This window comes from Propionibacterium cyclohexanicum (assembly GCF_900111365.1).
In the GTDB taxonomy this organism is placed as follows: Bacteria; Actinomycetota; Actinomycetes; order Propionibacteriales; family Propionibacteriaceae; genus Propionibacterium; species Propionibacterium cyclohexanicum.
The window spans coordinates 39,748-63,590 of sequence record NZ_FOGZ01000019.1; the positions used below are offsets into that span (position 1 = coordinate 39,748).

Consider the following 23,843-nt stretch of genomic DNA (forward strand, 5'->3'; position numbering starts at 1 on the left):
ACCACGACTCGAGCAGCGTTCGCCGGGCGGGTGACGGCGCTGGCAGAATTGGCCCATGCTCATCGCGATGGCAGGCCTGCCTGGCACCGGCAAGTCCCACCTGGCCGAGCAGCTCGCAGATCGGATCCACGCGGTGCTGCTGAGCGTCGACCCGATCGAATCCGCGATGGCGCGTGCAGGGCTGTGGCACAATGAGGCGACCGGAATGGCGGCCTACTACGCGGCCCAGGAGATGGCCCACGCCAACCTGTCACTGGGTCGCGATGTCATCGTCGATGCCGCCAACTACCTGCTCCGGGGTCGTCAGATCTGGACCGAACTCGCCGATCAGCAACACACCGATCTCGTCTTCTTGCTGACCGTCTGCTCCGATCCCGGCGAGCATCGCCGCCGGGTGGCCGAGCGGTACCGAGCGCTTCCCGGCATCCCCGAGGTGACCTGGGACGATGTCGTGAAGCGCAACCTCGAGACGCAGATGTGGGGGTCCGAGCCGCGCCTCGCGGTGGACACTGCCGGCACCGTCGACCTCGACCAGCTCATCGCCCTGATCCACTGCTTCGCCAGGGCCGAGGAGCCGCTGGACACGCACACCCGCCGACCGCCGGCCCGGCGCGCAGCACTCATCTCCTGAGCGTTCAGGACAGCCCGGTGATGTGACCGTCCTCGTCGATGTCCATGCCCACGGCGGCAGGCACCTTCGGCAGTCCCGGCATCGTGAGGATGTCGCCGGTCAAGGCCACGACGAACCCGGCACCGGCACGCAGTACCAGCTGGCGCACGGTGATCTCGAAGCCGCGCGGCGCGCCGAGCTTGGCTGGATCGTCGCTGAATGAGTACTGGGTCTTGGCCAGGCAGACGGGCAGCGAGCCAAAGCCCAGGCGCGTGAGATTCTCCAGCTGGCGCTGGGCGCGGGGCGAGAAATTCACGGCGTCGGCACGATAGATTTCGCGTGCCACGGTCTCGATCTTCTCGCGCAGACCCAGCTCGGAGCTGTAGAGCCGGTGATAGTGGTGAGGCCTCTCGCAGACCTCGACGACCGCCCTGGCCATCTCGAGACCACCCCTGGAGCCCTTCTCGAAGACCTCTGCCGTGACCACCTGCACGCCCAGACGGGCACACCGCTCCCGCACCAGGGCTATCTCGGCGTCCGTGTCGTCGGGGAATCGGTTCAGTGCCACCAGCGTGTTGACGCCGTACTTGTCCAGGTTCTCCAGATGCTGCTCAAGATTGGCCATCCCGGCATCGAGGGCGACCAGATTCTCCTGGGACAGCTCGGCGCGCGGCACGCCGCCGTTGTACTTGAGGGCATGGACAGTGGCCACGAGCACCACCGCATCGGGGGCCACCCCGGCAGAGGGGCAGACGATGTCGAGGAACTTCTCGGCACCGAGGTCGGCGCCGAATCCCGCCTCGGTCACGGTGTAGTCGGCAAGCTTGAGGGCCATCCGGGTGGCCAGCGCGGAATTGCAGCCGTGCGCGATATTCGCGAACGGACCGCCGTGGATGATCGCCGGGGTGTTCTCGACGGTCTGCACGAGATTCGGCTTGATCGCATCCTTGAGCAGCATGGCCATCGCCCCGACTGCCTGCAGGTCGGTGGCGGTCACCGGGTCACGGTCGGGCGTATAGGCCACCACCATGCGCCCCAGCCTCTCCTTGAGGTCCTTGATTCCGCTGGTCAGGCACAGAATCGCCATGACCTCGCTGGCCACGGTGATCTCGAAGCCACCCTGGCGCGGGATCCCATCGGTGCGTCGGCCCAGCCCGATGAGCACCGATCGCAGCGCGCGATCGTTCATGTCGACCACTCGGCGCAGCACGACGCGCTGCGGGTCGATGCCCAGCGGATTGCCGCGGAACAGCGAGTTGTCGAGCATTGCCGCGAGCAGATTGTTCGCGGCACCGATGGCGTTGAAGTCGCCGGTGAAGTGCAGATTGATGTCCTCCATGGGGAGCACCTGGGAGTACCCCCCGCCTGCTGCGCCGCCCTTGAGCCCGAAGCATGGGCCCAGGGATGGCTCTCGCAGCGCGCTGATGGCGTTCTTGCCGATCGCGTTGAGCGCCATGGACAGCCCCACGTTCATCGTGGTCTTGCCCTCGCCGGCCGGTGTCGGGTTGATCGCAGTGACGAGCACGAGTTTGCCGTTGGGTCGGTCCTTGAGCCGGTCGAGCAGGGTCAGCGAGAGCTTGGCCTTGTCACGCCCGTAAGGCTCGTACTCGCTCTCGTCGATTCCCAGATCGGCGGCGATCCGGGAGATCGGAGCCAAGGTGGCCTGCTGGGCGATCTCGACATCGGATTTCATCAGGCACACTCTCCCAGTTCCTCGTGACAACCAACCCATTGATGCACATCGGTTCGGTGCCCGGCGCGGCACCGCTCCCACTACTCGGACGCCGCTGCGCCCAGGTCATTGCGACGACGACGCACTGCCCCGCTATTGTGGCGCGGCGCCGCCATCCGCGCGCGATGCCCGCCACGCGGCGACAGTGGCCTCCACATCGAGCAGCGAGGTGATGACCCTCGGGTGGGCGCCGGCGTCGAGGTTCGATGCCTTGATCGCCTCGTTGAGCGCCACGACGATCTCCCGGGCCTGCTGTTCGTCGCGCACCCCTGCCAAGCTCTGGGCGATGCGCTCCTTGGCGCGCCGCACCTGCAGCGGCGCAGGCAGCGTGTCGCCGAGATCCTCGCGTTCGAGCCGCGAGAGAATCCACGGCTTCTCGGCGCCCGGGCGGCCGAGATGGACCGGTTTGCCGCTCAGCGGATTGTGGTCGAATTCGCCGCGTTCGATGGCCTCGCGCACGATTCGGTCCACATAGCTCTCGAAGCGTCCGGGCTGCTCGTCCTCCATGGCCCATCTCCCCTCGGCCAGCCCCGGCTGCGGCCGGCCGGCGCTCAGCGCGCCAGCCTGTCGAGCAGCAGTGCCTCTGCGATGGCGCCCTTCGACCAGTCGCCCAGATGCAGCGATTCGTCGATGCCGTGCATCCGCGAGTGCGGATCCGACACGGCGGTGCCGAGAATGGTGGCCTGCGGGAAGGCCTGCTGGAAGCTGGCGATCATGCCGATGGAGCCGCCGGTGCCGGTGAGCACGGGCTCCACGCCCCAGGCGCGCGTATAGGCAGAGAATGCCTGCTCGCAGATCGGGCCCTCGAAGGGCAACTGCGAGGGATTGTTCGCCTCGGCGTTCGAGCAGTTCACCTGAACACCCCATGGGGCGTTCACCCTGAGATGCTCGAAGAGCCGGTCGCGGGCGTTCTCCTGGGTGTCACCGGGCGCGATACGCAGACTGATCCGGGCCCTGGCCGAGGCAATGAGCACATTCGAGCTGAGCGCGATGGGTGTGGTGTCCAGACCGATGATGCTCAGGGAGGGCTTCATCCACATGCGATCGACTGGCGAGTCGTCGCCGATGAACTGCACCCCCTCCAACAGACCGGTCTCGGCGCGCAACCGTTCCTCGGGATAGTCGAGTTGCTCGGCGGCCCGCCCGCTCACCAGCCCCTTGACGGCCACATTGCCCCGCTCGTCGTGCAGCGTCGCGAGCAGCCGGCACAGCGCAGTGAGCGCATCGGGCACCACTCCCCCGTACTCCCCGGAGTGGATGGCATGGTCGAGTGATCGCACCTCGACGACACAGTCCACGACGCCACGCAGCGAGGTGGTGAAGGCCGGCTGGCCGACATCCCAGTTCCCGCAGTCGCAGATGAGATAGGCATCGGCTTCCAGCTCGTCGCGGTGGGCGGCGAGCAGGGCGTCGAGGGTGGGCGAGCCGATCTCCTCCTCCCCCTCGAACAGCAAGGTCACCCCCACTGGCGGTTTGCCGTCGAAGGCGCGCAGGGCAGCCAGATGCAGGCCCAGGCCGCCCTTGTCGTCGGCGGTTCCCCGCCCGTACAGCCGTTCACCGCGCTGCACGGCCACGAAGGGTTCGGTCTGCCACAGCGCCACCTCGCCGGTTGGCTGCACGTCGTAGTGGGAGTACAGACACACTGTCGGCTTGCCCTCGGGGGCCGGCCAGTGGGCCAGCACGGCCGGTTTGCCGCCGGCCTGGATGAGGCGCACGTCGTCCCAGCCGAGCAGCTTGATGAGCCCGACGAGGGTGTCCGCCATGCGGTTCACATCCTCGCCGTGCTGAGCCTGTGAGCTCACCGAGGCGATGGAGATCATGTCGCGCAGGTCGTCGAGGGTCTGCGGCAGCGCGGCGTGCACTGCGTCGATGATGTCCTGGTCCCTGTCCTGAGTCACTGGCATCTCCCTGATCCGAAGGACTGTTGAATTCGTCGAGTGGCCGCCGGGCCCACGGACACGGCGGCAGCGGGCGTCACACCGCCTGCATGGCAGCCGGGATGGGCCGCGACCAGGCCTCGCGCAGCTCATCGAGAGTCACGCTGAACAGCCCCTGCACCTCGACAGCGCTGGCCTCGCTCACCTCGCCGATGCGCGCCAGAGGCACCCCGGCTGCCGCACAGTCGCTGGCGAAGTCCTCGAAGCCGCGGGCAGGCAGGGATACCAGCACACGGGCCGGGGTCTCGCTGAACAACTGCGCGCACGCGTCGAGCTCCCCGGGCAGGCGCACCGTGGCACCCAGCCCATTGCGCAGGCAGGATTCCACGAGTGCCACGGCTAGTCCTCCCTCGGACAGATCGTGGGCGCTGCTCAGCACTCCGCCGGCTGCCGCACCGCGCAGCAGGCCGGCCAGCTTCCGCTCGGCATCGAAGTCCGGGAAGGGGGGCAGGCCACCGAGATGGTGGTCGAAGAGCACATCCTCCCAGGCCGAGCCACCGAGCTCCTGCTTCGTGATACCCAGCAGGACGATCGCGTCGCCCGGCTGGGAGAATCCCTGCGCCAGACGCTGGCGGACATCGTCAATGACACCGAGCATGCCGACCAGCGGGGTGGGCATGATGTTGGCCCCATCGGTCTGGTTGTAGAAGCTCACATTTCCGCCGGTCACCGGCACGCCGAGCGCGGTGCAGCCGTCGACCAGGCCCTTGATGGCCTCGACGAACTGCCACATCACCTCGGGGTCCTCCGGGGATCCGAAATTGAGGCAGTCGGTGATGGCCACCGGCTCGGCGCCGCTCGCAGCCACATTGCGGTAGCTCTCGCACAGCGCCAGCTGCGCCCCGAGATAGGGGTTGAGATAGGCATAACGCCCATTCGCGTCGGTGGCCAGCGCCACACCGAGATTGGTCTGCTCGTCGATACGGATCATTCCGGCGTCCTCGGGCTGGGCCAGCACGGAATTGCCCCGGACGAAGCGGTCGTACTGATCGGTGACCCAGCTCTTGTCGGCGATGTTGGGCGAGCCCAGCACCTTGAGCAGGGCATCCGCCAGCTCCTGGCCATCCTCGGCGCGGGGCAGGTTGTTCGCGTGATCGGCATTGACGCGGTCGAGCCATTCGGGGCGGCGCTGAGGGCGGTCGTAGGTGGGCGAGTCGTGCGCCACGGTCTTCGGATCGACGTCGACGATGGTCTCACCGTGCCAGTCGATGACGAGCCGATCGTCCTCGGTGACCTCGCCGATGATGGTGGCCTGGACCTCCCACTTCTTGCAGATGTCCATGAAGCGCTCGACGTCGCCCGGCTCGACGACGGCCATCATGCGCTCCTGCGATTCGCTCATGAGGATCTCCTCAGGAGTCATCGTGGGGTCGCGCAGGGGCACCAGATCGAGCTCGCAATGCATGCCGCCGTCACCGGCCGAGGCCAGCTCACTGGTGGCGCAGCTGATGCCGGCCGCCCCGAAGTCCTGGAGGGCGGTGACCACCCCGGCATGGAAGAGCTCCAGGGTGCACTCGATGAGCAGTTTCTCCATGAAGGGGTCACCCACCTGCACGCTGGGGCGCTTGCCGGGGCCGTCGGCCTCGAAGGTCTCGGAGGCCAGCACCGACGCACCGCCGATCCCATCGGCGCCGGTGGCCGCACCGAACAGGATCACCTGATTGCCCTCGCCGGTGGCCTTCGCGAAGTGCAGGTCCTCATGGCGCATCACGCCGACACACAGCGCGTTGACCAGCGGGTTCCCGTAGTAGCTGGCGTCGAATCCGAGCTCCCCGCCGATATTGGGCAGGCCCAGGCAGTTTCCGTAGCCACCGACCCCGGCGACGATGCCGGGCAGCACCCGCTGGGTGTCGGGGGCATCCAGCGGACCGAAACGCAGCGAGTCCATGCAGGCGATCGGGCGAGCCCCCATCGCCATGATGTCGCGAACGATGCCGCCGACGCCTGTCGCCGCACCCTGATAGGGCTCGACATAGCTCGGGTGGTTGTGCGATTCGGCCTTGAAGGTGACGGCATAGCCCTGGCCGATGTCGACCGCCCCGGCATTGTCACCGATGCCGGCCAGCAGCGGCCCGCGGGGCGTGACCTGGGGCAGGGCGGAGAAGCGCTTGAGATGCAGCTTGCTCGACTTGTAGGAGCAGTGCTCGGACCACATCACCGAGTACATGGCCAGCTCCGCACCGGTGGGGCGACGCCCGAGTAGCGTGCGGATCTGGGCATACTCGTCGGCCTTGAGCCCGAGATCCGACCAGGGCTGGGCCGCATCAGGCGTCGTGCGGGCATTCTCTACGGTGTCAACCACGCCAACAATCTATCGTGCAGCGCCCCAGGGCCTTCGGCGTGCATCCGTGGTGGGATCCTGCGGGGACAACGGGACCAGGGGTCGAGAGGGACAGGGAAGGAATGCAGGTGAAGATCTTCGAACTGGCCGCAGTGGCCTTCCTGCGCGGCCACGAGGTGCTCAACGTCCGCAAGTCGGGAACCGACCATGTCATCCTGCCCGGCGGAAAGATCGAGGCGGGCGAGAGCCCGCTGGACTGCGCGGTGCGCGAGACACGCGAGGAGCTGGGGCTGCGCGTCGAGCGTGCGGAGTTGAGCCGGCTGGGCACTTTCACGGCCGCGGCCGCCAACCACGATGCGGACGCGATCCACTGCACGGTCTTCCTCGCCGACTGGCCTCGCAGCGCCACAGCAGTGCCCGATCACGAAATCGCCGACTACGAATGGACAGATCTGCTGAACTGTCGCGAGGATCCCCGGCAGGCCCCGCTGCTCATCGACCACGTCCTCCCGGCGCTGGAGGCTCGCGGGCTCATCTGAGCGGCCCGAATGATGGCCGGGTGTCGCCTGAGATCGTGGCTCCTCATGTCCTCGGTGGTGTCTTCATGCTCCGGGTGGTGTCCTCGCGCCGTCCATGCCCAAGAGATAGCTCTGCACGACAGTCAGATTCTGCTCCCCGAATCCCGCGGCGACCAGGGCGCTGAAGATCTCACCCAGCCTGTCGGCAAGTGGGGTGAAGGTGGCGCAGTCCTGGTCAATCTGCCGGGCAAAAGCCAGATCTTTCACCATGAACTTCGCCGGGCCGCTCGGACGGTGGTCATGGTGGACGAGGCGGTCCCTGCTGATCTCCAGCAGCCGGCTACCGGCATAGCCGTCCTGCAGCAGATCGAGCAGCGCGCCCAGATCGAGCCCGCAGCGTTCGGCGAGCACGGCTGCCTCGCCCAGGGCCTCCACCGTCGCGGCAACGATCATCTGGTTGCAGGCCTTGGCCACCTGTCCCGAGCCCAGCGGGCCAAGGTGGACGGGACGCCCGAAGGAAGCCAGCAGCGGCTTCACGGGACCGACGTCCTCCGCTGCCCCGCCCACCATGACGGCCAGTGTTCCTGCCGCGGCACCCTCGACACCGCCGGAAACCGGCGCGTCCACGAGACGGACGCGTCCGGCGCTGCTCTCGCGCACCTCGGCGTCGAGCTGGCGCAGCCCGATCGGCGAGACACTCGAACTGATGACGATGGTGGCCCGGGCGCCCGAGTCCTCGAATCCTGCGAGCAGGCCGTGGGGTCCGGCGAGCACCTCGCGCACCTGAGGCAGGTCGGGCACCATGAACACGACGACCTCGCAGCATGCTGCCAGCGAGCGCGCATCCTCATGCCAGCGCACACCTGGCCCGATCGTGTGGGCAACGTCGATCCGGTGGCGGGCGCTCACATTGAGACAACGCGGGGGTGTGCCCTCCGACAAGGCGAGATGGAGGTGACGTGCCATCGGCAGGCCCATCGCACCCAGACCGATGAAACCCACCTGTCCGTCGGCTATCTGTTCCCGGGTTGTGCACTCCTGGTGCGTGGACTCGCCTGACTTCTGTTCCTGGGTGCTGTGTGTTTCCTGGGGGCTCCTGGGTCGGCTCTGACCAGTCATGCCCCCAGCCTAAAACACGTTCAGCTGAAAAAATATCATTCACTCAGGTGAACGGTCTCGCTATAGTCGTGCCTGACGGTGTCTGCCCCGGGCGCCTATCCCAAGGATGTGATGACTCATGAGTGCGAACAAGAAGCTGCGGGTCGTGGTGGCGACCCCTCTCAAGGACGAGCACCTCGCCCTCATCGAGGAGCGCGAGCCCAGGCTCGAGATCGTCAAGGACGACTCCCTGCTGCCCCCGATGCGTTGGGCCGCCGACTTCTCTGGCGATCCGCACTTCCAGCGCAGCGCGAAACAGCAGCAGGCCTACGAGGCACTCATCGACTCAGCCGAGGTCATCTACGGTCTGCCCGATTCCAGTGCGGCCGGCCTGGCCCGCGCCGTGCGCGCCAATCCTGGTCTGCGGTGGGTGCAGTTGATGGCGGCTGGTGGCGGCGGGCAGGTGAAGTCGGCAGGGCTGAGTCGCGAGGAGCTGGATCGCGTCGTCTTCACCACCGGCGCCGGGCCCCATGCCGGCCCGCTGGCCGAATTCGCCCTCTTCGGAATCCTTGCGGGTGCCAAGGACCTGGTCCGCCTGCAGGCCCAGCAGCGCGAGAAACTGTGGAGCGGCCGCTGGCCGATGCGCGAGCTCGACGAGAGCACGGTGCTGGTGCTCGGTCTGGGCCACATCGGGCGCGAGGTGGCAGCCAAGGCCAGCGCGCTGGGGATGAGGGTGATCGGCACGAGCCGTCACCTCGGGGTGCAGATTCCGGGCGTGGACGAGATCGTCGATCCGAGTGACCTCGCCACGGTGATCGGCCGGGTCGATGCGATCGTCAACACCCTGCCCGGCACGGAGGCCACCGCAGGCCTGCTCAGCGCCGAACTGCTCGATGCCGTGCATCCGGGTACCACAATTGTCTCGGTCGGTCGCGGCACGGTCATCGACGAGGAGGCGCTCGTGGCCGCGTTGCAGCGCGGGCAAGTCGGGCTGGCCGTCCTCGATGTCTTCGCCACGGAGCCGCTGCCGCAGAACAGCCCGCTGTGGACGCTGCCGAATGCCATCGTCAGCCCTCATACCGCGGCCAACAGCCCGAAGGAGGAGCGCCTGATCGCCGAGCTGTTCGCCGAAAACGCAAGACTCTTCCTCGACGGCTTGCCACTCCACAACGTCGTGGACACCGTCGAGTTCTACTGAGCCGTCCAGCACACTTCCATCGGGCGGGCCGAGGGGCCGTTGTGCCCCCTCCGTCCTCATCCAGGAGCCCCCACATGTCGTCCGCCAGCCCATCTCCCACTAGCCCCTCGTCCAAGAGCAGTTCGTCCAGCCCTGCGCCGGCCGTGAGCCGGGCGGTGAAGATCCTGGCGGTGCTGGCTGACGCCCATGGTGTGGAGATGTCCCTGGCGGATCTGGCGCGTGCTGTCGGAGCGCCCAAGTCATCGGCTTTCAATGTCTGCTTGGTCCTCGAGGAGGCCCAGCTCATCAGCCGCCGGGAGTTCGGCTACACCCTGGGGCGGCGCACCGTCGAGCTCGGTGGTGCCTATCTCTCCGGCTTCGACCAGGTGCGCGAGTTCTACCGGGTCTGTTCCTCCTCTCCGGTGCTCGCCACGGAGCTCGTCCAGCTCTCGGTGCTCGACGGCACCGATGTCGTCTATCTGGCGCGCCACGAAGGATCGACCCCATTGCGGCTGTCGGCGGGGGTGGGCGATCGTTTTCCCGCCTCGGTCACCGCGGTGGGAAATGCCCTGCTCATGGCGCTCTCCCCCGATGATGTCGCTGCCCGCTATGCCAGCCTGGATGCCCTCCCGGTGCGCACCTCGCGCTCCACGAGGACGGTGGCCGAGCTGCAGGACAAGCTCGCCGCAGCACGGACTCGGGGCTATGCCCTCGACCGCTCCGAGGTCTTCCCCAATGTCATTGGTATTGCGATGCCTGTCCCGGCCCGCAACCCCGGCGAGAACGCCCTGGCGATCGGGGTCTCGGTGATCGGCCCGCGGGAGGGTTTCGATGTTCCCCCAGAACAGCTCACCGCCATCGTGGACGCCCTGCGCGAGGCCGTCCGCCAGCTCAGCAATCCCATGTCTCGTGATGCGCTGCAGGAGTCGCGCGCCTGATCCGGCGCGGTCTGCTGGCGGGACCGATGTGGCCCTGAAGCACATCCGTGCTGAATGCTCGTTCAGAACTATGGACACCGTTCACAGTGCTGGATACACTCACGGTGTAACGCGATGACGCGTGACGTGCAGGAGCGCACGCCAGCACAGCGCAATGTTTGGACAACAGAGCCGTTATTTGGACAACAGAGTCGTTCGGCCCATTTCACGTTCTGCAAGGGAGCAGCGATGAATGCACGATTTGCCCACGATGTCGCGGGAACATCCCGTGGGCATGATGACCCCGAGTACGCGGAGAATCTCCAGCGCGCCACGCTCGCAAGTTCGGTGGGAAGTGCTCTGGAGTACTACGACTTCGCCCTGTACGGGCTGGCCTCAGCCCTGATCTTCGGCAGGTTGTTCTTCCCGGCACTGGGCACGGGCATGGCGCTCGTCGCCTCACTCGCCACCTTCGGAGTGGGGTTCCTTGCCCGTCCGCTCGGTGGCTTCTTCTTCGGGGCGATGGGCGACCGGCTGGGCCGAAAGTCGGTCCTGCTCATCACGATCGCGCTGATGGGCGGCGCCAGCACCCTGGTCGGAGCGCTTCCCACCGGTCAGCAGATCGGCATCTGGGCTCCTGTCCTGCTTGTCTTCCTGCGGCTGTGCCAGGGTTTCGGCGCCGGGGCGGAGCAGGCCGGGTCGACCACCCTGATGGCCGAGTACGCACCCCCGGAGCGGCGCGGTTTCTTCGCCTCGTTGCCATTCATCGGTATCTATCTGGGAACGCTGTTGGCCTCGGGAGTCTTCGCCCTTGTCACACTCGTGCCTGACCATCTGCTGTTCTCCTGGGTGTGGCGCGTTCCCTTCCTGTTCTCGGTGGTGCTGATCGCGGTGGCCCTGTGGATCCGCTCCCACCTGCAGGAAAGCCCGACCTTCGTCCATCTGGAAGCCCAGGAGCAGGTGATCGACAACCCGATCAGCGATCTCATGAAGCACTCGCGGGGCAATGTCCTGCGTGGTATCGGCTTGCGGATGGCAGAGAACGGCGGCTCCTATCTCTTCCAGACGCTTGGTATCTCCTTCGCGGTGACCGCTGGCCTGACGAAGTCCGGGGGCTCTGTGGCGGTGGCCATCAGTGCCGTCGTCGCCATCGTCACGGTTCCGCTGGCGGGCAGGATCTCCGACCGTGTCGGGCGCAAGCCCGTCTACCGCACCGGGGCTCTCATCATCATGCTCGTGGCCTTCCCGGGTTGGTATCTGCTCTCCAGCGGGAAGATCGTGCTCGCAGTGGTCGTGCTCACCGTCGCGATCAGCTTCGGGGTCTGCGCCATGCTGGGTGCCCAGTGCGCCATGCTGCCGGAGTTGTTCGGCAACCGCCGGCGCTACATCGGGGTGGCCAGCTCCCGCGAGATCTCCGCCGTGCTGGCCGGCGGAGTGGCACCCATCCTCGGCGCCTGGCTGCTCGCGATCACCCACAATGCGTGGTGGCCGATCGCGATCTACGCCTGCGTCCTCGGAGCGATCACCTTCGCGACCACCTTCTTCGTACCCGAGACCAAGGGCCGCGACCTCACCCTGCTCACCGATGCGGGTGGGGACAGCGGTCAGGATGAGTTGAAGCGCATCGAATCCTTCGGTCCGCTCGGAACAGTCAGAGGAGCAATTGCATGACATCGGCAGAGCGCTACTTCGACATCACGGGCCGCAAGGCCCTGGTCACCGGGTCCAGCCGTGGCATCGGCTACAGCCTGGCGCGGGGCCTGGCTCAGGCAGGCGTCGAGCTGGCCGTGCACGGGCGGCACGCCGAGGGGGCGAGGGCCGCTGCCCAGCGTCTGGCGCAGGAGACCGGCGCGCAGGTGCACGCCGTGAGTTTCGACGTGACCGACCCCGATTCGGTGGCCGAGGGCGTCGCGCAGACGGTGGAGGACCTGGGCGGTCTGGACATCTTGGTGAACAATGCCGGAATCCAGCGGCGCCACGCCTTCACCGAGTTCCCGGTTGACGAGTGGAATGAGGTCATCGCCACCAACCTGAGTTCTGCCTTTCTGGTCTCCCAGCAGGCCGCCAAGGTCTTCGTCGCCCAGCGGCGCGGCAAGATCATCAACATCGGCTCCGTGCAAAGCCAACTCGCACGCCCGAGCATCACCCCCTATTCCGCGAGCAAGGGGGGAATCGTCATGCTCACCAAGGGTCTGTGCGCAGACCTCGGCCCGCAGGGAGTTCAGGCGAATGCGCTGGCACCGGGTTATTTCAAGACCGAGCTGACAAAGACCCTGGTTGAGGACGAGCAGTTCACGGCATGGGTGACGGGGCGCACCCCGGCGGCCCGCTGGGGCGATGTCGACGACCTCGTCGGAACGCTGCTCTTCCTGGCATCCCCCGCCTCTGACTTCGTCAACGGCCAGACGATCTATGTCGACGGCGGAATGACGGCGGTGGTGTGACGATGAGCGGCCAGCAGATGACAGCGGTTGTTGCGCACGGCGCAGGTGACATGCGCCTGGAGCAGCGTCCCATTCCGGAACCGGCACCGGGCGAGGTGCTGGTGAGGGTTGCCTATGTGGGTGTCTGCGGTTCCGACCTCGGCTACTACCGGGCAGGCCGGGTGGGCGCCTTTGCGATCCGCGAGCCGCTCGTGGTGGGCCACGAGGTGGTCGGCCGGGTCGAAACGGACCCGAGCGGCACGCTCGCCGCAGGCACTGCGGTGGCTGTTCACCCCGCCACACCCGGTGAGCACCTGCCGGGGCTGGACGGACGCCCGAACATCTGGCCGCAGAGCCGCTATCTCGGCAGCGCCGCGACGCTGCCCCACACCCAGGGTGCGATGAGCCAGTTCTTCAGCCCCCGGGCCGATCAGCTGCGGGTGCTGCCCGACGGTTTACCCCTTGACAGGGCCGTGCTGGCCGAGCCGCTGGGGGTGGCCCTCCATGCGATCAATCGCGCCGGCGGGGTCGGTGGCCGCCGTCTGCTCGTGAGCGGCGCCGGGCCGGTCGGGCTGCTCGTCGCGGGTGCCGCAAAGGCCCTCGGCGCGCGCCATGTCGCGGTTGTCGATCTTTTCGACGAGCCGCTGGCCAGGGCACGCCAGGTCGGTGCCGACGAGGTCTTCCGCAGCGATCGCGATGCCTTGCCCACCGGTGGCTTCGAGACGGTCATCGAATGCTCCGGGGCTCCCGCTGCGCTCACCGCAGCGCTGGATGCGGCAGCCTGGGGCGCCACGGTCGTGCAGGTGGGAATCCTGCCCGGTGATGCGCGTCCGGTGGCGCTGGCGCCGCTCATCGCCCGCGAGATCGATCTGCGCGGTTCCTTCCGCTTCATCGACGAGATCGATCACGCCATCACCCTGCTCGCCGAGAACCCCTCGCTGGGCCACGTCATCACCGATGTCTTCGACGCCAGGGACGCGGTGGCTGCCTTCGACCGGGCATCGGACTCGAGGGCCTCGGCGAAGGTGGCGGTGCGCTTCGACACACCTGCGTCCAAACCGGGAGTGGGTGGCCAGGCATGAGACTCGCACGCATCCAGACGCCCCTGGGCCCACGCCCAGTGGTCCAGGACGGGAGCAAGTGGGCGGTCGTGAAGGACCTCTTCGCCGATGAGCCCGAGAGCACCGGGGAGTTCTATCCCGTCGACGGTGCCCAGCTGCTGGCCCCGGCGCAGCCGATGGTGGTGCTGGGCATGGCGCACAACAATGGCCCGAGCGACCGTCTGCTCGCGCCACAGGCTTTCAGCAAATCCGCCCGCAGCGTGGTAGGGCCCGGTCAGGCGATCGAACTCGACACGAGTCTGGGCGAGATCAACATCGAGGGCGAGCTGGCGGTCGTCATCGGGCGGAGCTGCCGGCGCCTCACCCCTGAACAGGTCCCCGGGGTGATCCTGGGCTATTGCATCGGTAACGATGTCACCAATGTCGACCAGGCGAGCCTCGACGAGAAGGCCACCCAGGTGAAGAACGGTGACGGCTACACCCCACTCGGGCCGTGGATCGAGACCGAACTCGACGCCGACCACGTGCACATCGATGTGCGTCTCGACGGTAAACCGGTGGCCTCGTCCAACACAGACAGGCTGGCGTGGGCAATCAGCGAGCAGCTCGTCGCCCTGACGCGCTATCTCACCCTCGGGCCCGGCGATGTCCTGCTCACGGGATCGCCCACCACATGGGCGACCATCACCCCTGGTCAGCAGGCCGAAATCACGATCGAGGGGATCGGAACGCTCTCGAATCCCGCGATTGCAGTGCCACAAGCCTGAAACAGGCCTACCGGTACAGGCCCTCCTGCCGCCGATTCCGGCCCGAGGGCCTGACAAGATTGTGGGCGTGCACACGTCAATGGTGAACTCTGTGGGAACGACTGATGAGGCAGCGGATTCTGCGGCCACCCGGCTGGCTGACTGCGCTCCGGGCGATTCCTTGGCATTCGGGCGGCTCGATGACGGCACGCCGGTCACCTTGCGGGCCATCGGGGTCCCCGGTGGCCCAGTGGCGCGGCTGCTCGACTTCGGGGCCACGGTCCAGGGGCTGCGAGTACCGTTCGCCGACGGGGTCGATGAGGTCGTGCTCGGTCTGGGGGACGCGCGGGCCTATGAGCACGGCGAGGGCTACCTCGGTGCGGTGGTGGGCAGATATGCGAACCGGATCGCAGGCGCCCGCTTCACGCTGGACGGGAAGGAGTACCGACTCGACGCCAACGAGGGTTCCACTACCCTGCACGGCGGTGCGAGCGGCTTCTCGCACCGTATGTGGGCAGTGGCCGAGCACGACCCCCACCATGTGCTGTTCACCCTGGTCAGCCCCGACGGCGAGGGAGGCTTCCCCGGTGAGCTGAAGGTCCGGGCGCGCTATACAGCGCTTGCCGACGGGCTGGCGCTCGAGCTGTCCGCCACCACGGACACCACGACGATCGTCGGGCTCACCTCGCACAGCTATCTGCAGCTGTCCAGCGATGTCCTCAACCGCTGCGACGACCTGCTCGTGCAGATCCCGGCCAGCCGTTATCTGCCGATTGATGCCGAGTCGATCCCGGTCGACGGCTTCGCATCGGTGGGTGGCACGCCATTCGACTTCCGCGAGCCGGCGTTGATCGGCACCAGGATTCGCGCCGACGACGAGCAGATCGGGCTGGCAGGCGGGATAGACCACAGCTTCGACGTGGACGGCGAGGGTTTGAGGCTCATGCTGCGCGCGGACAACCCGCGTGTGGGGCGGCGGCTGGAGGTGTGGTCAGATCAGCCGGGTGTTCAGGTGTACACCTCGAACTATCTCACCGGAGCCCTCGTGGACCAGGCCGGTCGGCGACTGCGGCAGGGTGCGGGCCTCGCGGTGGAACCCCAGATCCACCCCGACACCCCAAACCGCCCGCAACTCGGCTCCGCCAGGCTGGAAGCCGGGCACACCTGGACCTCGCAGATCGAGTGGCACGCCAGCTCACTGGGCTGAGCCTGCGGGTGTCTAGCCTCGTGAAAGGGTCGTGCTGGCGGGCGGTTTCGCCACCGGTGCGACGAGCATGGCCAGGACACAGATCGCACCGACCGCGAGCATCGCGTGGAGCACACCGAAGTGATCACCCAGGAAACCGAGCAGCGGGGGCCCGGCGAGGAATGCCCCATAGCCGATGGTGGAGACAACACTGATCCTGAAGGACGCCCGCTGCGGGTCGTCGCCTGCCGCCGAGATGCCCACCGGGAAACCGAGACTGGCGCCCACACCCCAGATCGCCGCTCCGACGAAGGCCAGCCATTCGGGTCCGAAGACCACGAGCAGGCAGCCGAACACCGCGGCACCGAACATCACCCGCAAAACGCCGACCCGGCCGTAGCGGTCGAGCAAGCGCGTACCGAAGATGCGCCCACAGGTCATGAAGACCAGGAACACCGCCAGCGCAACGACACCCAGCGCCGCGCTCAGCCCATGGCCCTCCACGAAGGCCACCGCCATCCAGTCATTGGCCGTGCCCTCGGTGAATGCCGCCGCCAGCACCATGACGCCGATGAACAGCGTTCTCGGCTCGGTCCATGCTGACCGCTGGACCGCCGAGGGGCCTGCCGCCGCGGCTGGCGCATCGGCAGGCTGCGCCGTGGCGTCCCGGGCGGGCAGGAACCGCCCCGTTCCGGACCATACGACGATGGCGGCCGCCAGCGCGACCGCGCCGAGATGGACGGCGATCGGGACCTTGAACAGCGTGAGAGCGGCACCGATGAGAGCCGCCACCACGGTTCCGGCACTGAACGCGGCATGGAACCAGGGCATGATGGACTGTCCGATGTCACGCTCCACGACGGTGCCCTCGATATTCTGGGCCACATCCCAGACCCCCATCCCCAGTCCGGTGACGAACAGACCGATGGCCACCAGGGGCATCGGGGCGTGGAAGCTGATCGCACTGGCTACCAGAAGCAGACCGGGCAGGCTCACTGCCACCGCGAGCCGGATCGCAGCGCGAGTGCCGAGAGCCCGGGCGATTCTCCCGGCCACCGGCAATCCGCACAGCGAGCCCACCGACAGTGCCAGCAGGAGGAGGCTCAGTTGTCCCGCGCTCAGGTTCAGGGCCCTCTTCACATCGGGAATCCTCGACGTCCACGACGCCACCGCCAGGCCATTGACCCCGAAGACCAGCAGAACTGCGTTCCTGGCCGCATGTGCCTGCACCGATGCCAACTCTTCCCCCAGACCTTCTCGAACCCGCCGCGGGCCACCGACACCGATCATTCCAGACTCCTCGGCCCCCGGGCCGCACACCAAGGGAACGCCGTATCCCCGAGCAGGCCGTATTCCCGTGCACGCCGCTGCTCCGACCCCGCACCTGGCAGCCCTGGCTCGGTAGGCCACGAGCAGCCAGGGCGCCGCGGCCATCAACATCTCGGCTAGGTCACGAATCGAGCGATTTGCTGGATGCTGGCGCCGATACCGACCTAGCATGAAAGCCCATGGTGGCCGGTGCGCAGCGAGGCGCATCCGCAACACCATGCGGCTGAAACCCGAGGAGTATCATGCGATCTTTGCGTCGATCCACATGGTTCCGAAGCCTGGCCCTGGTCTCGGCGACGGCACTTGCGCTGACCGGATGCTCGAACAACTCCGGATCCACCTCCACGAATTCCGATCGTGGCCCGATCACCTATGTGCAGGGCAAGGACAACAACAACGTCATCCGGCCGATCCTCCAGAAATGGAATGACGCCCACCCCGATGAGAAAGTGACCTTCAAAGAACAGTCCGACAACGCCGATCAGCAGCACGACGACCTGGTCCAGCATTTCCAGGCCAAGGACGCCGATTATGACGTGGTATCGGTGGATGTGATCTGGACGGCAGAATTCGCCGCAAAGGGCTGGTTGCAGCCACTCAAGGACGACTTCGCCATCGACACCTCGAGCCTGCTCAAGCCAACCGTCGCGGCGGCCACCTACAACGACACCCTGTATGCCGCACCGGTCACCTCGGACGGCGGCCTGCTGTATTACCGCAAGGATCTGGTGCCGACCCCGCCCAAGACATGGGACGAGATGATGGCCGACTGCCAGATCGCCAAGCAGCAAAACATCGACTGCTATGCCGGCCAGTTCGCCCAGTACGAGGGTCTGACGGTCAATGTGTCCGAGGCCATCAATACCAATGGCGGCACGATCGTCGGCAGCGACGGCAAGACACCCACCCTGGACACCTCTCAGGCCAAGGCTGGCCTGCAACGGCTCGTCGATGGCTTCAAGAGCGGGAACATTCCGCAATCTGCGCTGACCTACCAGGAAGAGCAGGGCCGTCAGTCCTTCGAGGCCGGGAAGCTCCTCTTCCTGCGCAACTGGCCCTATGTCTATTCGCTGGCCAGCACCGATGGCAGTTCGGTGGTGAAGGATTCCTTCGCAGTGGCTCCGCTGCCAGGAGTGTCCGGAGTGGGCACGTCGAGCCTGGGCGGGCACAGTGCCGGAATGAGCGTGTATTCCAAGCACAAGGGCACTGCGCTGGACTTCATGAAATTCCTCGAGAGCGAAGAGATCCAGCGCCTGTTCGTGACCCAGGCATCCAATGCCCCGGTGATGTCGAAACTCTATGACGACGCCGATCTCAACAAGCAACTGCCGTATCTGAGCACCCTGAAGACGTCGATCGAGAATGCCGTGCCACGCCCGGTGAGCCCCTTCTACCCGGCCTTGACCAAGGCCGTCCAGGACAACGCAACCGAGGCCCTCAAGGGGACGAAGAGCGTCGACCAGGCGCTTACCGACATGTCCGCCGCCATCAAAGCCGCCTCGGGAAGCTGACGAGGCCCACAATGTCCACCCAGACACTCGGTGGGGCGCGCCGCTCCGGCGACGCGCCCCACGGGGGTGAGCCCCCAAGGCTCGGCCTGCAGGACGCGCACCGGCGCCGGGTACGCAATGCATGGCTCCTCATCGCGCCAACCCTGGTCCTGCTCGCCGTGGTGATCGGCTACCCCATCGTCAGTGCCGTCATCATGTCCCTCGAGAAGGACCCGGGTCTGGATCCCGCCACCGGGTTCTTTGTCGAGGGCGGTTTCGCGGGGCTGAGCAATTACAGCCACTGGCTGCTCCAGCAGTGCAATTCCTCCGGCGGGCCGGTCCCCTGCCCGCCGGGTTCCCTGGGCTCCCAGTTCTGGCCGTCCACCTTCACGACGCTGTTCTTCACCGCGGTCACCGTGCCGCTGGAGACGGTTCTCGGCTTCTGGTTCGCCCTCATCATGAATCGGGCCTTCCGCGGCCGGGCACTGGTGCGCACCGCGATTCTCGTGCCGTGGGCCATCCCCACGGCCGTCACCGCCAAATTGTGGTACTTCATTTTCGCGGTGGCCGGCATCGTCAATTCTCTGCTCGGTCGCCAGATCCTGTGGACCAGCGATGCCTGGGCATCACGATTCGCCATCGTCGTGATCGACACCTGGAAGGCGACGCCATTCATGGCACTTCTCATCCTGGCCGGCCTGCAGCTCATTCCCGACGAGATCTACGAGGCGGCCCGGGTGGACGGCGCCTCCACCTGGAAGACGTTCTGGACGATCACCATCCCGCTGGTCCGCCCGGCCCTCATCGTGGCCATTCTCTTCCGTATTCTCGACGTGCTGAGAATCTACGATCTGCCGGCCATCTTCGGTGGCGGGAATGCGACGGCGACATGGTCGATCTTGGTGGTTCAGCAGATGCGGCAAGGAGCCAATGCGGCGTCCGCGCTCTCCACGATCGTCTTCCTGTTCATCTTCTTCATCGCCTTCGTCTTCGTCCGCTTCCTGGGAGCCGATCTCATCGGCCGGGGGCAGAAGGGCAAGGATGCGTCATGAGCAAAGCCACGAATCGCCGGCGGGCACGCACGGTGAGGACCTGGATCAGCGCCGTCGTCATCATGGTGTGGTGCCTGCTGCCCTTCTATTGGATGGTGGTCACCTCCTTCCGCGATGTCGGCTACACCTTCGACACGACTCCGTGGCCCACCCACGTGACACTCGACAACTACGCGACAGCGCTGTCGACGCACTGGGGCAATCACCTGGGGCAGGCCCTGCTGAACAGTCTCATCATTGGTGTCTCGGTGACGCTCATCGCACTTCTCGTGGGCACCGTGGCCGCCTATGCGCTGAGCCGCTATGACTTTGCCGGCAAGGGCATTGTCATGGGAGCGATCATGGGAGCCTCCATGTTCCCGGGGGTGGCCTTGCTGACCCCCCTGTTCCAGCTGTTCACCACGATCGGCTGGATGGGCAGCTATCAGGCACTGATCATTCCGGAGATCTCGTTCGTCCTGCCACTCACGGTGTACACCCTGGTCTCCTTCCTGCGGGAAATGCCATGGGATCTCGAGGAGGCCGCTCGCATCGACGGGTGCACCCCGGCCCAGGCCTTCCGCAAGATCCTCCTGCCCCTGGCGGCGCCGGCCATCTTCACGACGGCCATCCTGGCTTTCATCTCGTCGTGGAACGAATATCTGATCTCCAGCCAGCTGTCCAGCGACGCAACCCAGCCGGTGACGGTGGCGATCGCGTCCTTCACGGGCACACTGCCGCATCAGGAGCCCTACACGGCCGTGATGGCTGCCGGCACGATCGTCACCGTGCCGCTGGTCATCCTCGTGCTGCTCTTCCAGCGGCGGATCGTGGCGGGGCTGACTGCTGGCGGAGTGAAGGGCTGAGCATGTTCACCTGGAAGGCCGTCGAGGTGCTCGACATGGGCATCGGCTTCTTCGGTTTCTTCACCGCAGCGGTCTTCGTCGTGACGGTGGTGATGGAAGTGACCGGGGGCCAGGCGCTGGGCTGGGCGCTGGCGCTGTTGGCCCTGGTCACCGTCATGGCGGCGCTCATCCTGCTGCGGCGCAGGATGCTGGCCGACGAGGCCCGCGGGGGTGCCCCCGTCTCGACGGCCTGGGGTGGTTCGCACCGCGAGTACGAACGACGCCGCGACCGCTGAGGGAGGCTCGGCTTGCTCAGGCCAGCTCACTATGCTTCTGCCATGGCTGACGAAGTGGTCCCCTCCCTGCACGCGGCTCGTGGATGGGTGCTGTGCGTGGACGCCGGGCAGACCGGCACCCGCGCCCAGCTGCGCCGCGATGGTGTGCCGACAGGCGTGAGCGAGCACCCGGGCGTGCTCAACGACCGGGAACTGGCACCCCAGCTGGCGGCGTCGATCCGTGCCGCGCTGCGCGAGGCCGGCACCGAGTGCCCGCTCGTGGCGATCGGCTCATCGGGGCTCAAGGACGACGCGGACCCCACCGATCTGCTCAACCTGCTCGACGGCACCGGTGTGCGCACGGTGCTGCTCGCCCACGACTCCACCACCAGCTATCTCAGTGCCGTCGGCGACACCCGGGGCGCGGTCGTCGCCTCGGGCACCGGCGTCGTGACCCTGGCAGTGGGGCGGACCGCGGTGGCCCGGGTCGACGGCTGGGGCTATCTCATCGGCGACGCCGGGTCAGGCTACTGGATCGGCCGGGCGGCGCTCGACGCGGTGATGCGCGCCCACGACGGGCGAGGCCGGCGCACCGCGCTCAGCGAGCACATCGAGCGGGACTTCGACAACATCGAGGAGGCCTACCTCGAGCTGCAGGCCGACGAGCAGAAGGTGAGCCGGATCGCCTCCTATGCCAAGACCGTTGCGGCCCTGGCATCCAGCGATGCGACGGCCCGCGCGATCAGCGAGAACGCAGCGACAGAGCTGGCGCACTCGATCCTCACCGGACTCGACAGGGTGGGCGAGTCGTCCCGCCCCGACCCCACCGTCGGCCTGGTGGGCAAGGTCTTCCGCAACACCGTGCTCCACGAGCACTTCGAGAAGCTCATCGCCGCCAGCTTCCCCCAGGTCCACCTGACCGAGGGCCATGGCGATGGCCTCGAAGGCTGCTACGCGCTCACCCAGCTGGCACCCGATTCGGCGCTGCACCAGAGGGTGGCCAGTGCCTCGGCCGGGGGTCAATAGCGACCCGATCCGTTCAGACCCGCGCGGCGAGGAAGGACTGGACGGATGCGAAGAAGGCCCGCCCGTCCGTGGAGTTCGACACGAGCGGGTCGACGCTGTGTTCGGGATGGGGCATGAGGCCCACGACATTTCCGCGCTCATTGGTGACACCGGCGATGTCGTCGCGCGAGCCGTTCGGATTGCCGATATAGCGGAAGACGATCTGCTGGTTGTCCCTGAGCCGAGCCAGGGTCTCGTCGTCGCAGACGTAGTTCCCTTCACCGTGCTTGACAACGATCGAGATCTCGTCGCCGCTACCGAAGGCACATGTCCACGTCGTGTCATTGCTCTCCACGCGCAGCTTCTGCTCGCGGCAGACGAAGCGCTGGCCTTCGTTGCGGATCATGGCGCCGGGCAGCAGATGGGACTCGCACAGCACCTGGAAGCCATTGCAGATGCCCAGGACCGGCATGCCCTTGTCGGCCGCCGCAATGATCTCGTCCATGATGGGGGCGAAGCGCGCGATGGCGCCGCAGCGCAGATAGTCGCCGTAGCTGAATCCGCCCGGCAGGATGACGGCATCCACGCCGTCCAGCGAATCGCTGGCGTGCCACAAAGTGACGGCCTGCGCGCCGCACAGCCGCACGGCCCGCAGCGCGTCCACATCGTCGAGGGTGCCGGGGAAGGTGACCACGCCGATACGTGCCACCTCAGTCCTCCTCGATGTGCACCGAGAAGCTCTCGATGACGGTGTTGGCGAGCAGCTTCTCGGCCGCTTCCTTGATCTGGGCGAGCCGCTCGTCGGTGATACCTCCCGCGACGTCGACCTCGAAGCGCTTGCCCTGGCGGACGCTCAGCCCGTCAAAACCCATCCGGGCCAGCGATCCGGTGATGGCCTTGCCCTGAGGATCGAGGATCTCGGGCTTCGGCATGACATCCACTACAACACGCGCCATGGGGGCAACCCTATCGGAAGCCGGCGCACCGCCCATCGCGCCGGTAGGTGAGACTGGACGCGTGCACAAGCTCTCGATCGGGGACGCGGCAGAACTGGCCGGTGACGTGGGCCCGGATCCGCGGCTGATCGGCGTCCTCGCCCTCACTCGCGGGCGGGTCGATCTGGAAGGCCTGCGCCGACAGGTGGCAGCATCGGCACCCGAGCTGGCCGTGCTCAATCGCCGTATCGTCCATCGCGGGCGCAGCGCCCTCTCGGCGCGCTGGCAGCCGATCCCGGTCGACCTCACCCGGGACGTCGTTGCGGTGTCCATCAGCGGTTCACCGATCCGCTACGCCGAGGAAATGCTTGTCACCGGCCTTGGTGACGAGGGGCCGATGTGGCGCATTGTCCTGCTTGATGACGGGAGGGACACGCATCTGCTGTTCGGGGCGCACCACACCCTCTTGGACGGGGCGACGGCGGTGGAGTTGGTGGGGCGGCTGTTCTCCACCAGCACCCGTGGCCCTGCAGCGGTCCGGCGGCACTCGCCCAGGACCGGCCTGCCGCTCGGGCTGCTGGCGGGCGTGGCCCTCGGGTCCTCACGGACCTCGCTGCTCACCCCAATCAGTTCGGGCGTCCATCTTGCCACCGTGAGCACCGATCTCGGCGCCGCGCAGGCGGCCGCTCGGGCTGCCGGAGCCACCATCAACGACCTGCTGATCGCGGCGGCCGCCGGCGCGCTGCGAGCCGTCGCGGCCAGCCGGGGTGAACGCCTGCGCCATGTGGCCATCAGCGTCCCGGTGACCGGTCAGCCCAGCGCGGCGGGCCCCGCCGGACGCAATGACGTCGGGGCATTCGTGGCGATGGTCCCCGAACCGGGCCCCGGGCAGTCCCCGCGTCATCACCTGTCCCGCGTCGCCCGGCGGACCCGCTGGCGCAAGTGGCTGGTTCGCAGCTTCCCGTCCTCGACGCCCGCCTTCTGCGCAGTCCTCGTGCTGCTCGGAGCGCTGGGCTGGTACCGGCCGCTGTTCGAGCGCCAGCGGGCCATCACCAGCCTGGTGACCAATGTGCGCGGCCCCGGTGAGCCGATCTCGGTCGGTGGTGCGCGGGTGCTCGGTCTCACTGCGCTCAGTCCGGCGCTGGGCAATGTGGCTCTTCCCAGATGAGGGTGTAGGCGACGCAGCAGCCGTGGTGGGAGGGCGCGGCGCGTCGGTGCCCGGATAGTGGCCGAGGCCTTCCGAGGAT

The 23,843-nt window shown here is 67.1% G+C and carries 23 protein-coding genes; 15 read left to right on the forward strand and 8 right to left on the reverse strand.

Annotation, left to right across the window (positions count from 1 at the left end; all coding sequences use genetic code 11):
• Positions 1 to 55: 55 nt before the first annotated feature.
• Entirely contained in the window at positions 56 to 631 is a 576-nt protein-coding gene (locus BMX93_RS09365) for a P-loop nucleotide/nucleoside kinase family protein (protein ID WP_091970384.1), read from the forward strand.
• A gap of 4 nt (positions 632 to 635) precedes the next feature.
• On the opposite strand, the gene BMX93_RS09370 is transcribed toward BMX93_RS09365, so the two are convergent.
• The 4 genes from BMX93_RS09370 to purL form a co-directional block, all read right to left on the reverse strand.
• Entirely contained in the window at positions 636 to 2,303 is a 1,668-nt protein-coding gene (locus tag BMX93_RS09370) for a formate--tetrahydrofolate ligase (RefSeq protein ID WP_091970386.1), read from the reverse strand.
• 132 nt (positions 2,304 to 2,435) lie between these two features.
• Positions 2,436 to 2,849, reverse strand: coding sequence for a DnaJ family domain-containing protein (locus tag BMX93_RS09375; RefSeq protein ID WP_091970388.1), 414 nt, complete (start codon positions 2,847 to 2,849; stop codon positions 2,436 to 2,438).
• A gap of 44 nt (positions 2,850 to 2,893) precedes the next feature.
• Positions 2,894 to 4,240 (reverse strand): dipeptidase, encoded by a 1,347-nt coding sequence (locus tag BMX93_RS09380; protein WP_091970390.1) that lies wholly within the window; start codon positions 4,238 to 4,240, stop codon positions 2,894 to 2,896.
• Positions 4,241 to 4,316: 76 nt separating this feature from the next.
• The gene (purL, locus tag BMX93_RS09385; protein ID WP_091970393.1) at positions 4,317 to 6,581 is read right to left on the reverse strand and encodes a phosphoribosylformylglycinamidine synthase subunit PurL; all 2,265 of its coding nucleotides are present in this window, start codon (positions 6,579 to 6,581) and stop codon (positions 4,317 to 4,319) included.
• A 107-nt stretch (positions 6,582 to 6,688) separates the two neighbouring features.
• Between purL and BMX93_RS09390 the strand changes: the two genes are divergently transcribed.
• Positions 6,689 to 7,099, forward strand: coding sequence for an NUDIX hydrolase (locus BMX93_RS09390; protein ID WP_425438781.1), 411 nt, complete (start codon positions 6,689 to 6,691; stop codon positions 7,097 to 7,099).
• Between the two features lie 63 nt (positions 7,100 to 7,162).
• Here BMX93_RS09390 and BMX93_RS09395 read toward each other — a convergent pair whose 3' ends face one another.
• Entirely contained in the window at positions 7,163 to 8,197 is a 1,035-nt protein-coding gene (locus BMX93_RS09395; protein WP_091970397.1) for an NAD(P)-dependent oxidoreductase, read from the reverse strand.
• A 118-nt stretch (positions 8,198 to 8,315) separates the two neighbouring features.
• Here BMX93_RS09395 and BMX93_RS09400 point away from each other — a divergent pair, with 118 nt between their 5' ends.
• The 7 genes from BMX93_RS09400 to BMX93_RS09430 all read left to right on the forward strand — a co-directional run bounded on the left by BMX93_RS09400 (position 8,316) and on the right by BMX93_RS09430 (position 15,707).
• Complete coding sequence (locus tag BMX93_RS09400; protein WP_091970399.1) at positions 8,316 to 9,374, forward strand: D-2-hydroxyacid dehydrogenase; 1,059 nt, start codon at positions 8,316 to 8,318, stop codon at positions 9,372 to 9,374.
• 74 nt (positions 9,375 to 9,448) lie between these two features.
• Positions 9,449 to 10,291, forward strand: a complete 843-nt coding sequence (locus tag BMX93_RS09405; protein WP_091970401.1) for an IclR family transcriptional regulator — start codon at positions 9,449 to 9,451, stop codon at positions 10,289 to 10,291.
• Positions 10,292 to 10,519: 228 nt separating this feature from the next.
• Positions 10,520 to 11,941: an MFS transporter gene (locus BMX93_RS09410; protein ID WP_091970403.1), complete on the forward strand. Its 1,422-nt coding sequence runs from the start codon at positions 10,520 to 10,522 to the stop codon at positions 11,939 to 11,941.
• Complete coding sequence (locus BMX93_RS09415; protein WP_091970405.1) at positions 11,938 to 12,714, forward strand: glucose 1-dehydrogenase; 777 nt, start codon at positions 11,938 to 11,940, stop codon at positions 12,712 to 12,714. The genes BMX93_RS09410 and BMX93_RS09415 overlap by 4 nt, the downstream gene beginning before the upstream one ends.
• Positions 12,715 to 12,716: 2 nt before the next feature.
• Positions 12,717 to 13,775, forward strand: coding sequence for a zinc-binding dehydrogenase (locus tag BMX93_RS09420; protein ID WP_218139288.1), 1,059 nt, complete (start codon positions 12,717 to 12,719; stop codon positions 13,773 to 13,775).
• Positions 13,772 to 14,521 (forward strand): fumarylacetoacetate hydrolase family protein, encoded by a 750-nt coding sequence (locus tag BMX93_RS09425; protein WP_091970407.1) that lies wholly within the window; start codon positions 13,772 to 13,774, stop codon positions 14,519 to 14,521. Before BMX93_RS09420 ends, BMX93_RS09425 begins: the two co-directional genes overlap by 4 nt.
• Before the next feature lie 91 nt (positions 14,522 to 14,612).
• The gene (locus BMX93_RS09430; protein ID WP_177170166.1) at positions 14,613 to 15,707 is read left to right on the forward strand and encodes an aldose epimerase family protein; all 1,095 of its coding nucleotides are present in this window, start codon (positions 14,613 to 14,615) and stop codon (positions 15,705 to 15,707) included.
• Between the two features lie 12 nt (positions 15,708 to 15,719).
• On the opposite strand, the gene BMX93_RS09435 is transcribed toward BMX93_RS09430, so the two are convergent.
• On the reverse strand, positions 15,720 to 16,976 hold the full coding sequence (locus tag BMX93_RS09435) for an MFS transporter (protein WP_091970411.1): 1,257 nt from the start codon (positions 16,974 to 16,976) through the stop codon (positions 15,720 to 15,722).
• A 281-nt stretch (positions 16,977 to 17,257) separates the two neighbouring features.
• Here BMX93_RS09435 and BMX93_RS09440 point away from each other — a divergent pair, with 281 nt between their 5' ends.
• From BMX93_RS09440 to BMX93_RS09460, 5 genes are read left to right on the forward strand one after another with little or no spacing between them, the layout of a single operon-like run.
• Positions 17,258 to 18,526: an ABC transporter substrate-binding protein gene (locus BMX93_RS09440; RefSeq protein ID WP_091970413.1), complete on the forward strand. Its 1,269-nt coding sequence runs from the start codon at positions 17,258 to 17,260 to the stop codon at positions 18,524 to 18,526.
• 11 nt (positions 18,527 to 18,537) lie between these two features.
• Positions 18,538 to 19,557, forward strand: a complete 1,020-nt coding sequence (locus tag BMX93_RS09445; RefSeq protein WP_091970415.1) for a carbohydrate ABC transporter permease — start codon at positions 18,538 to 18,540, stop codon at positions 19,555 to 19,557.
• Positions 19,554 to 20,402, forward strand: coding sequence for a carbohydrate ABC transporter permease (locus tag BMX93_RS09450; protein ID WP_091970417.1), 849 nt, complete (start codon positions 19,554 to 19,556; stop codon positions 20,400 to 20,402). Before BMX93_RS09445 ends, BMX93_RS09450 begins: the two co-directional genes overlap by 4 nt.
• A gap of 2 nt (positions 20,403 to 20,404) precedes the next feature.
• A complete protein-coding gene (locus tag BMX93_RS09455; protein ID WP_177170167.1) occupies positions 20,405 to 20,677 on the forward strand; it encodes a hypothetical protein in 273 nt (90 codons plus the stop codon).
• Between the two features lie 42 nt (positions 20,678 to 20,719).
• Complete coding sequence (locus tag BMX93_RS09460; protein ID WP_091970418.1) at positions 20,720 to 21,682, forward strand: N-acetylglucosamine kinase; 963 nt, start codon at positions 20,720 to 20,722, stop codon at positions 21,680 to 21,682.
• Between the two features lie 13 nt (positions 21,683 to 21,695).
• On the opposite strand, the gene purQ is transcribed toward BMX93_RS09460, so the two are convergent.
• Together purQ and purS are read right to left on the reverse strand one after the other, a co-directional pair.
• Positions 21,696 to 22,370: a phosphoribosylformylglycinamidine synthase subunit PurQ gene (gene purQ, locus BMX93_RS09465; protein ID WP_091970420.1), complete on the reverse strand. Its 675-nt coding sequence runs from the start codon at positions 22,368 to 22,370 to the stop codon at positions 21,696 to 21,698.
• Position 22,371: 1 nt separating this feature from the next.
• Positions 22,372 to 22,617 (reverse strand): phosphoribosylformylglycinamidine synthase subunit PurS, encoded by a 246-nt coding sequence (purS, locus tag BMX93_RS09470; RefSeq protein WP_091970422.1) that lies wholly within the window; start codon positions 22,615 to 22,617, stop codon positions 22,372 to 22,374.
• Positions 22,618 to 22,678: 61 nt separating this feature from the next.
• On the opposite strand from purS, the gene BMX93_RS09475 reads away from it, so the two are divergent.
• A complete protein-coding gene (locus BMX93_RS09475; RefSeq protein ID WP_091970424.1) occupies positions 22,679 to 23,764 on the forward strand; it encodes a WS/DGAT domain-containing protein in 1,086 nt (361 codons plus the stop codon).
• Positions 23,765 to 23,843 lie beyond the last annotated feature (79 nt).

Bases quoted from the DNA above. Each gene is read 5' to 3' on its own strand.
- BMX93_RS09415 (WP_091970405.1), top strand. From the start codon at position 11,938: ATGACATCGGCAGAGCGCTACTTCGACATCACGGGCCGCAAGGCCCTG.
- BMX93_RS09435 (WP_091970411.1), bottom strand. From the start codon at position 16,976: ATGATCGGTGTCGGTGGCCCGCGGCGGGTTCGAGAAGGTCTGGGGGAA.
- BMX93_RS09370 (WP_091970386.1), bottom strand. From the start codon at position 2,303: ATGAAATCCGATGTCGAGATCGCCCAGCAGGCCACCTTGGCTCCGATC.
- BMX93_RS09400 (WP_091970399.1), top strand. From the start codon at position 8,316: ATGAGTGCGAACAAGAAGCTGCGGGTCGTGGTGGCGACCCCTCTCAAG.
- BMX93_RS09450 (WP_091970417.1), top strand. From the start codon at position 19,554: ATGAGCAAAGCCACGAATCGCCGGCGGGCACGCACGGTGAGGACCTGG.
- BMX93_RS09365 (WP_091970384.1), top strand. From the start codon at position 56: ATGCTCATCGCGATGGCAGGCCTGCCTGGCACCGGCAAGTCCCACCTG.
- BMX93_RS09455 (WP_177170167.1), top strand. From the start codon at position 20,405: ATGTTCACCTGGAAGGCCGTCGAGGTGCTCGACATGGGCATCGGCTTC.
- BMX93_RS09460 (WP_091970418.1), top strand. From the start codon at position 20,720: ATGGCTGACGAAGTGGTCCCCTCCCTGCACGCGGCTCGTGGATGGGTG.
- BMX93_RS09395 (WP_091970397.1), bottom strand. From the start codon at position 8,197: ATGACTGGTCAGAGCCGACCCAGGAGCCCCCAGGAAACACACAGCACC.
- BMX93_RS09440 (WP_091970413.1), top strand. From the start codon at position 17,258: ATGCGATCTTTGCGTCGATCCACATGGTTCCGAAGCCTGGCCCTGGTC.
- BMX93_RS09420 (WP_218139288.1), top strand. From the start codon at position 12,717: ATGAGCGGCCAGCAGATGACAGCGGTTGTTGCGCACGGCGCAGGTGAC.
- BMX93_RS09410 (WP_091970403.1), top strand. From the start codon at position 10,520: ATGAATGCACGATTTGCCCACGATGTCGCGGGAACATCCCGTGGGCAT.
- BMX93_RS09445 (WP_091970415.1), top strand. From the start codon at position 18,538: ATGTCCACCCAGACACTCGGTGGGGCGCGCCGCTCCGGCGACGCGCCC.
- BMX93_RS09405 (WP_091970401.1), top strand. From the start codon at position 9,449: ATGTCGTCCGCCAGCCCATCTCCCACTAGCCCCTCGTCCAAGAGCAGT.
- purS (WP_091970422.1), bottom strand. From the start codon at position 22,617: ATGGCGCGTGTTGTAGTGGATGTCATGCCGAAGCCCGAGATCCTCGAT.
- BMX93_RS09425 (WP_091970407.1), top strand. From the start codon at position 13,772: ATGAGACTCGCACGCATCCAGACGCCCCTGGGCCCACGCCCAGTGGTC.
- BMX93_RS09375 (WP_091970388.1), bottom strand. From the start codon at position 2,849: ATGGAGGACGAGCAGCCCGGACGCTTCGAGAGCTATGTGGACCGAATC.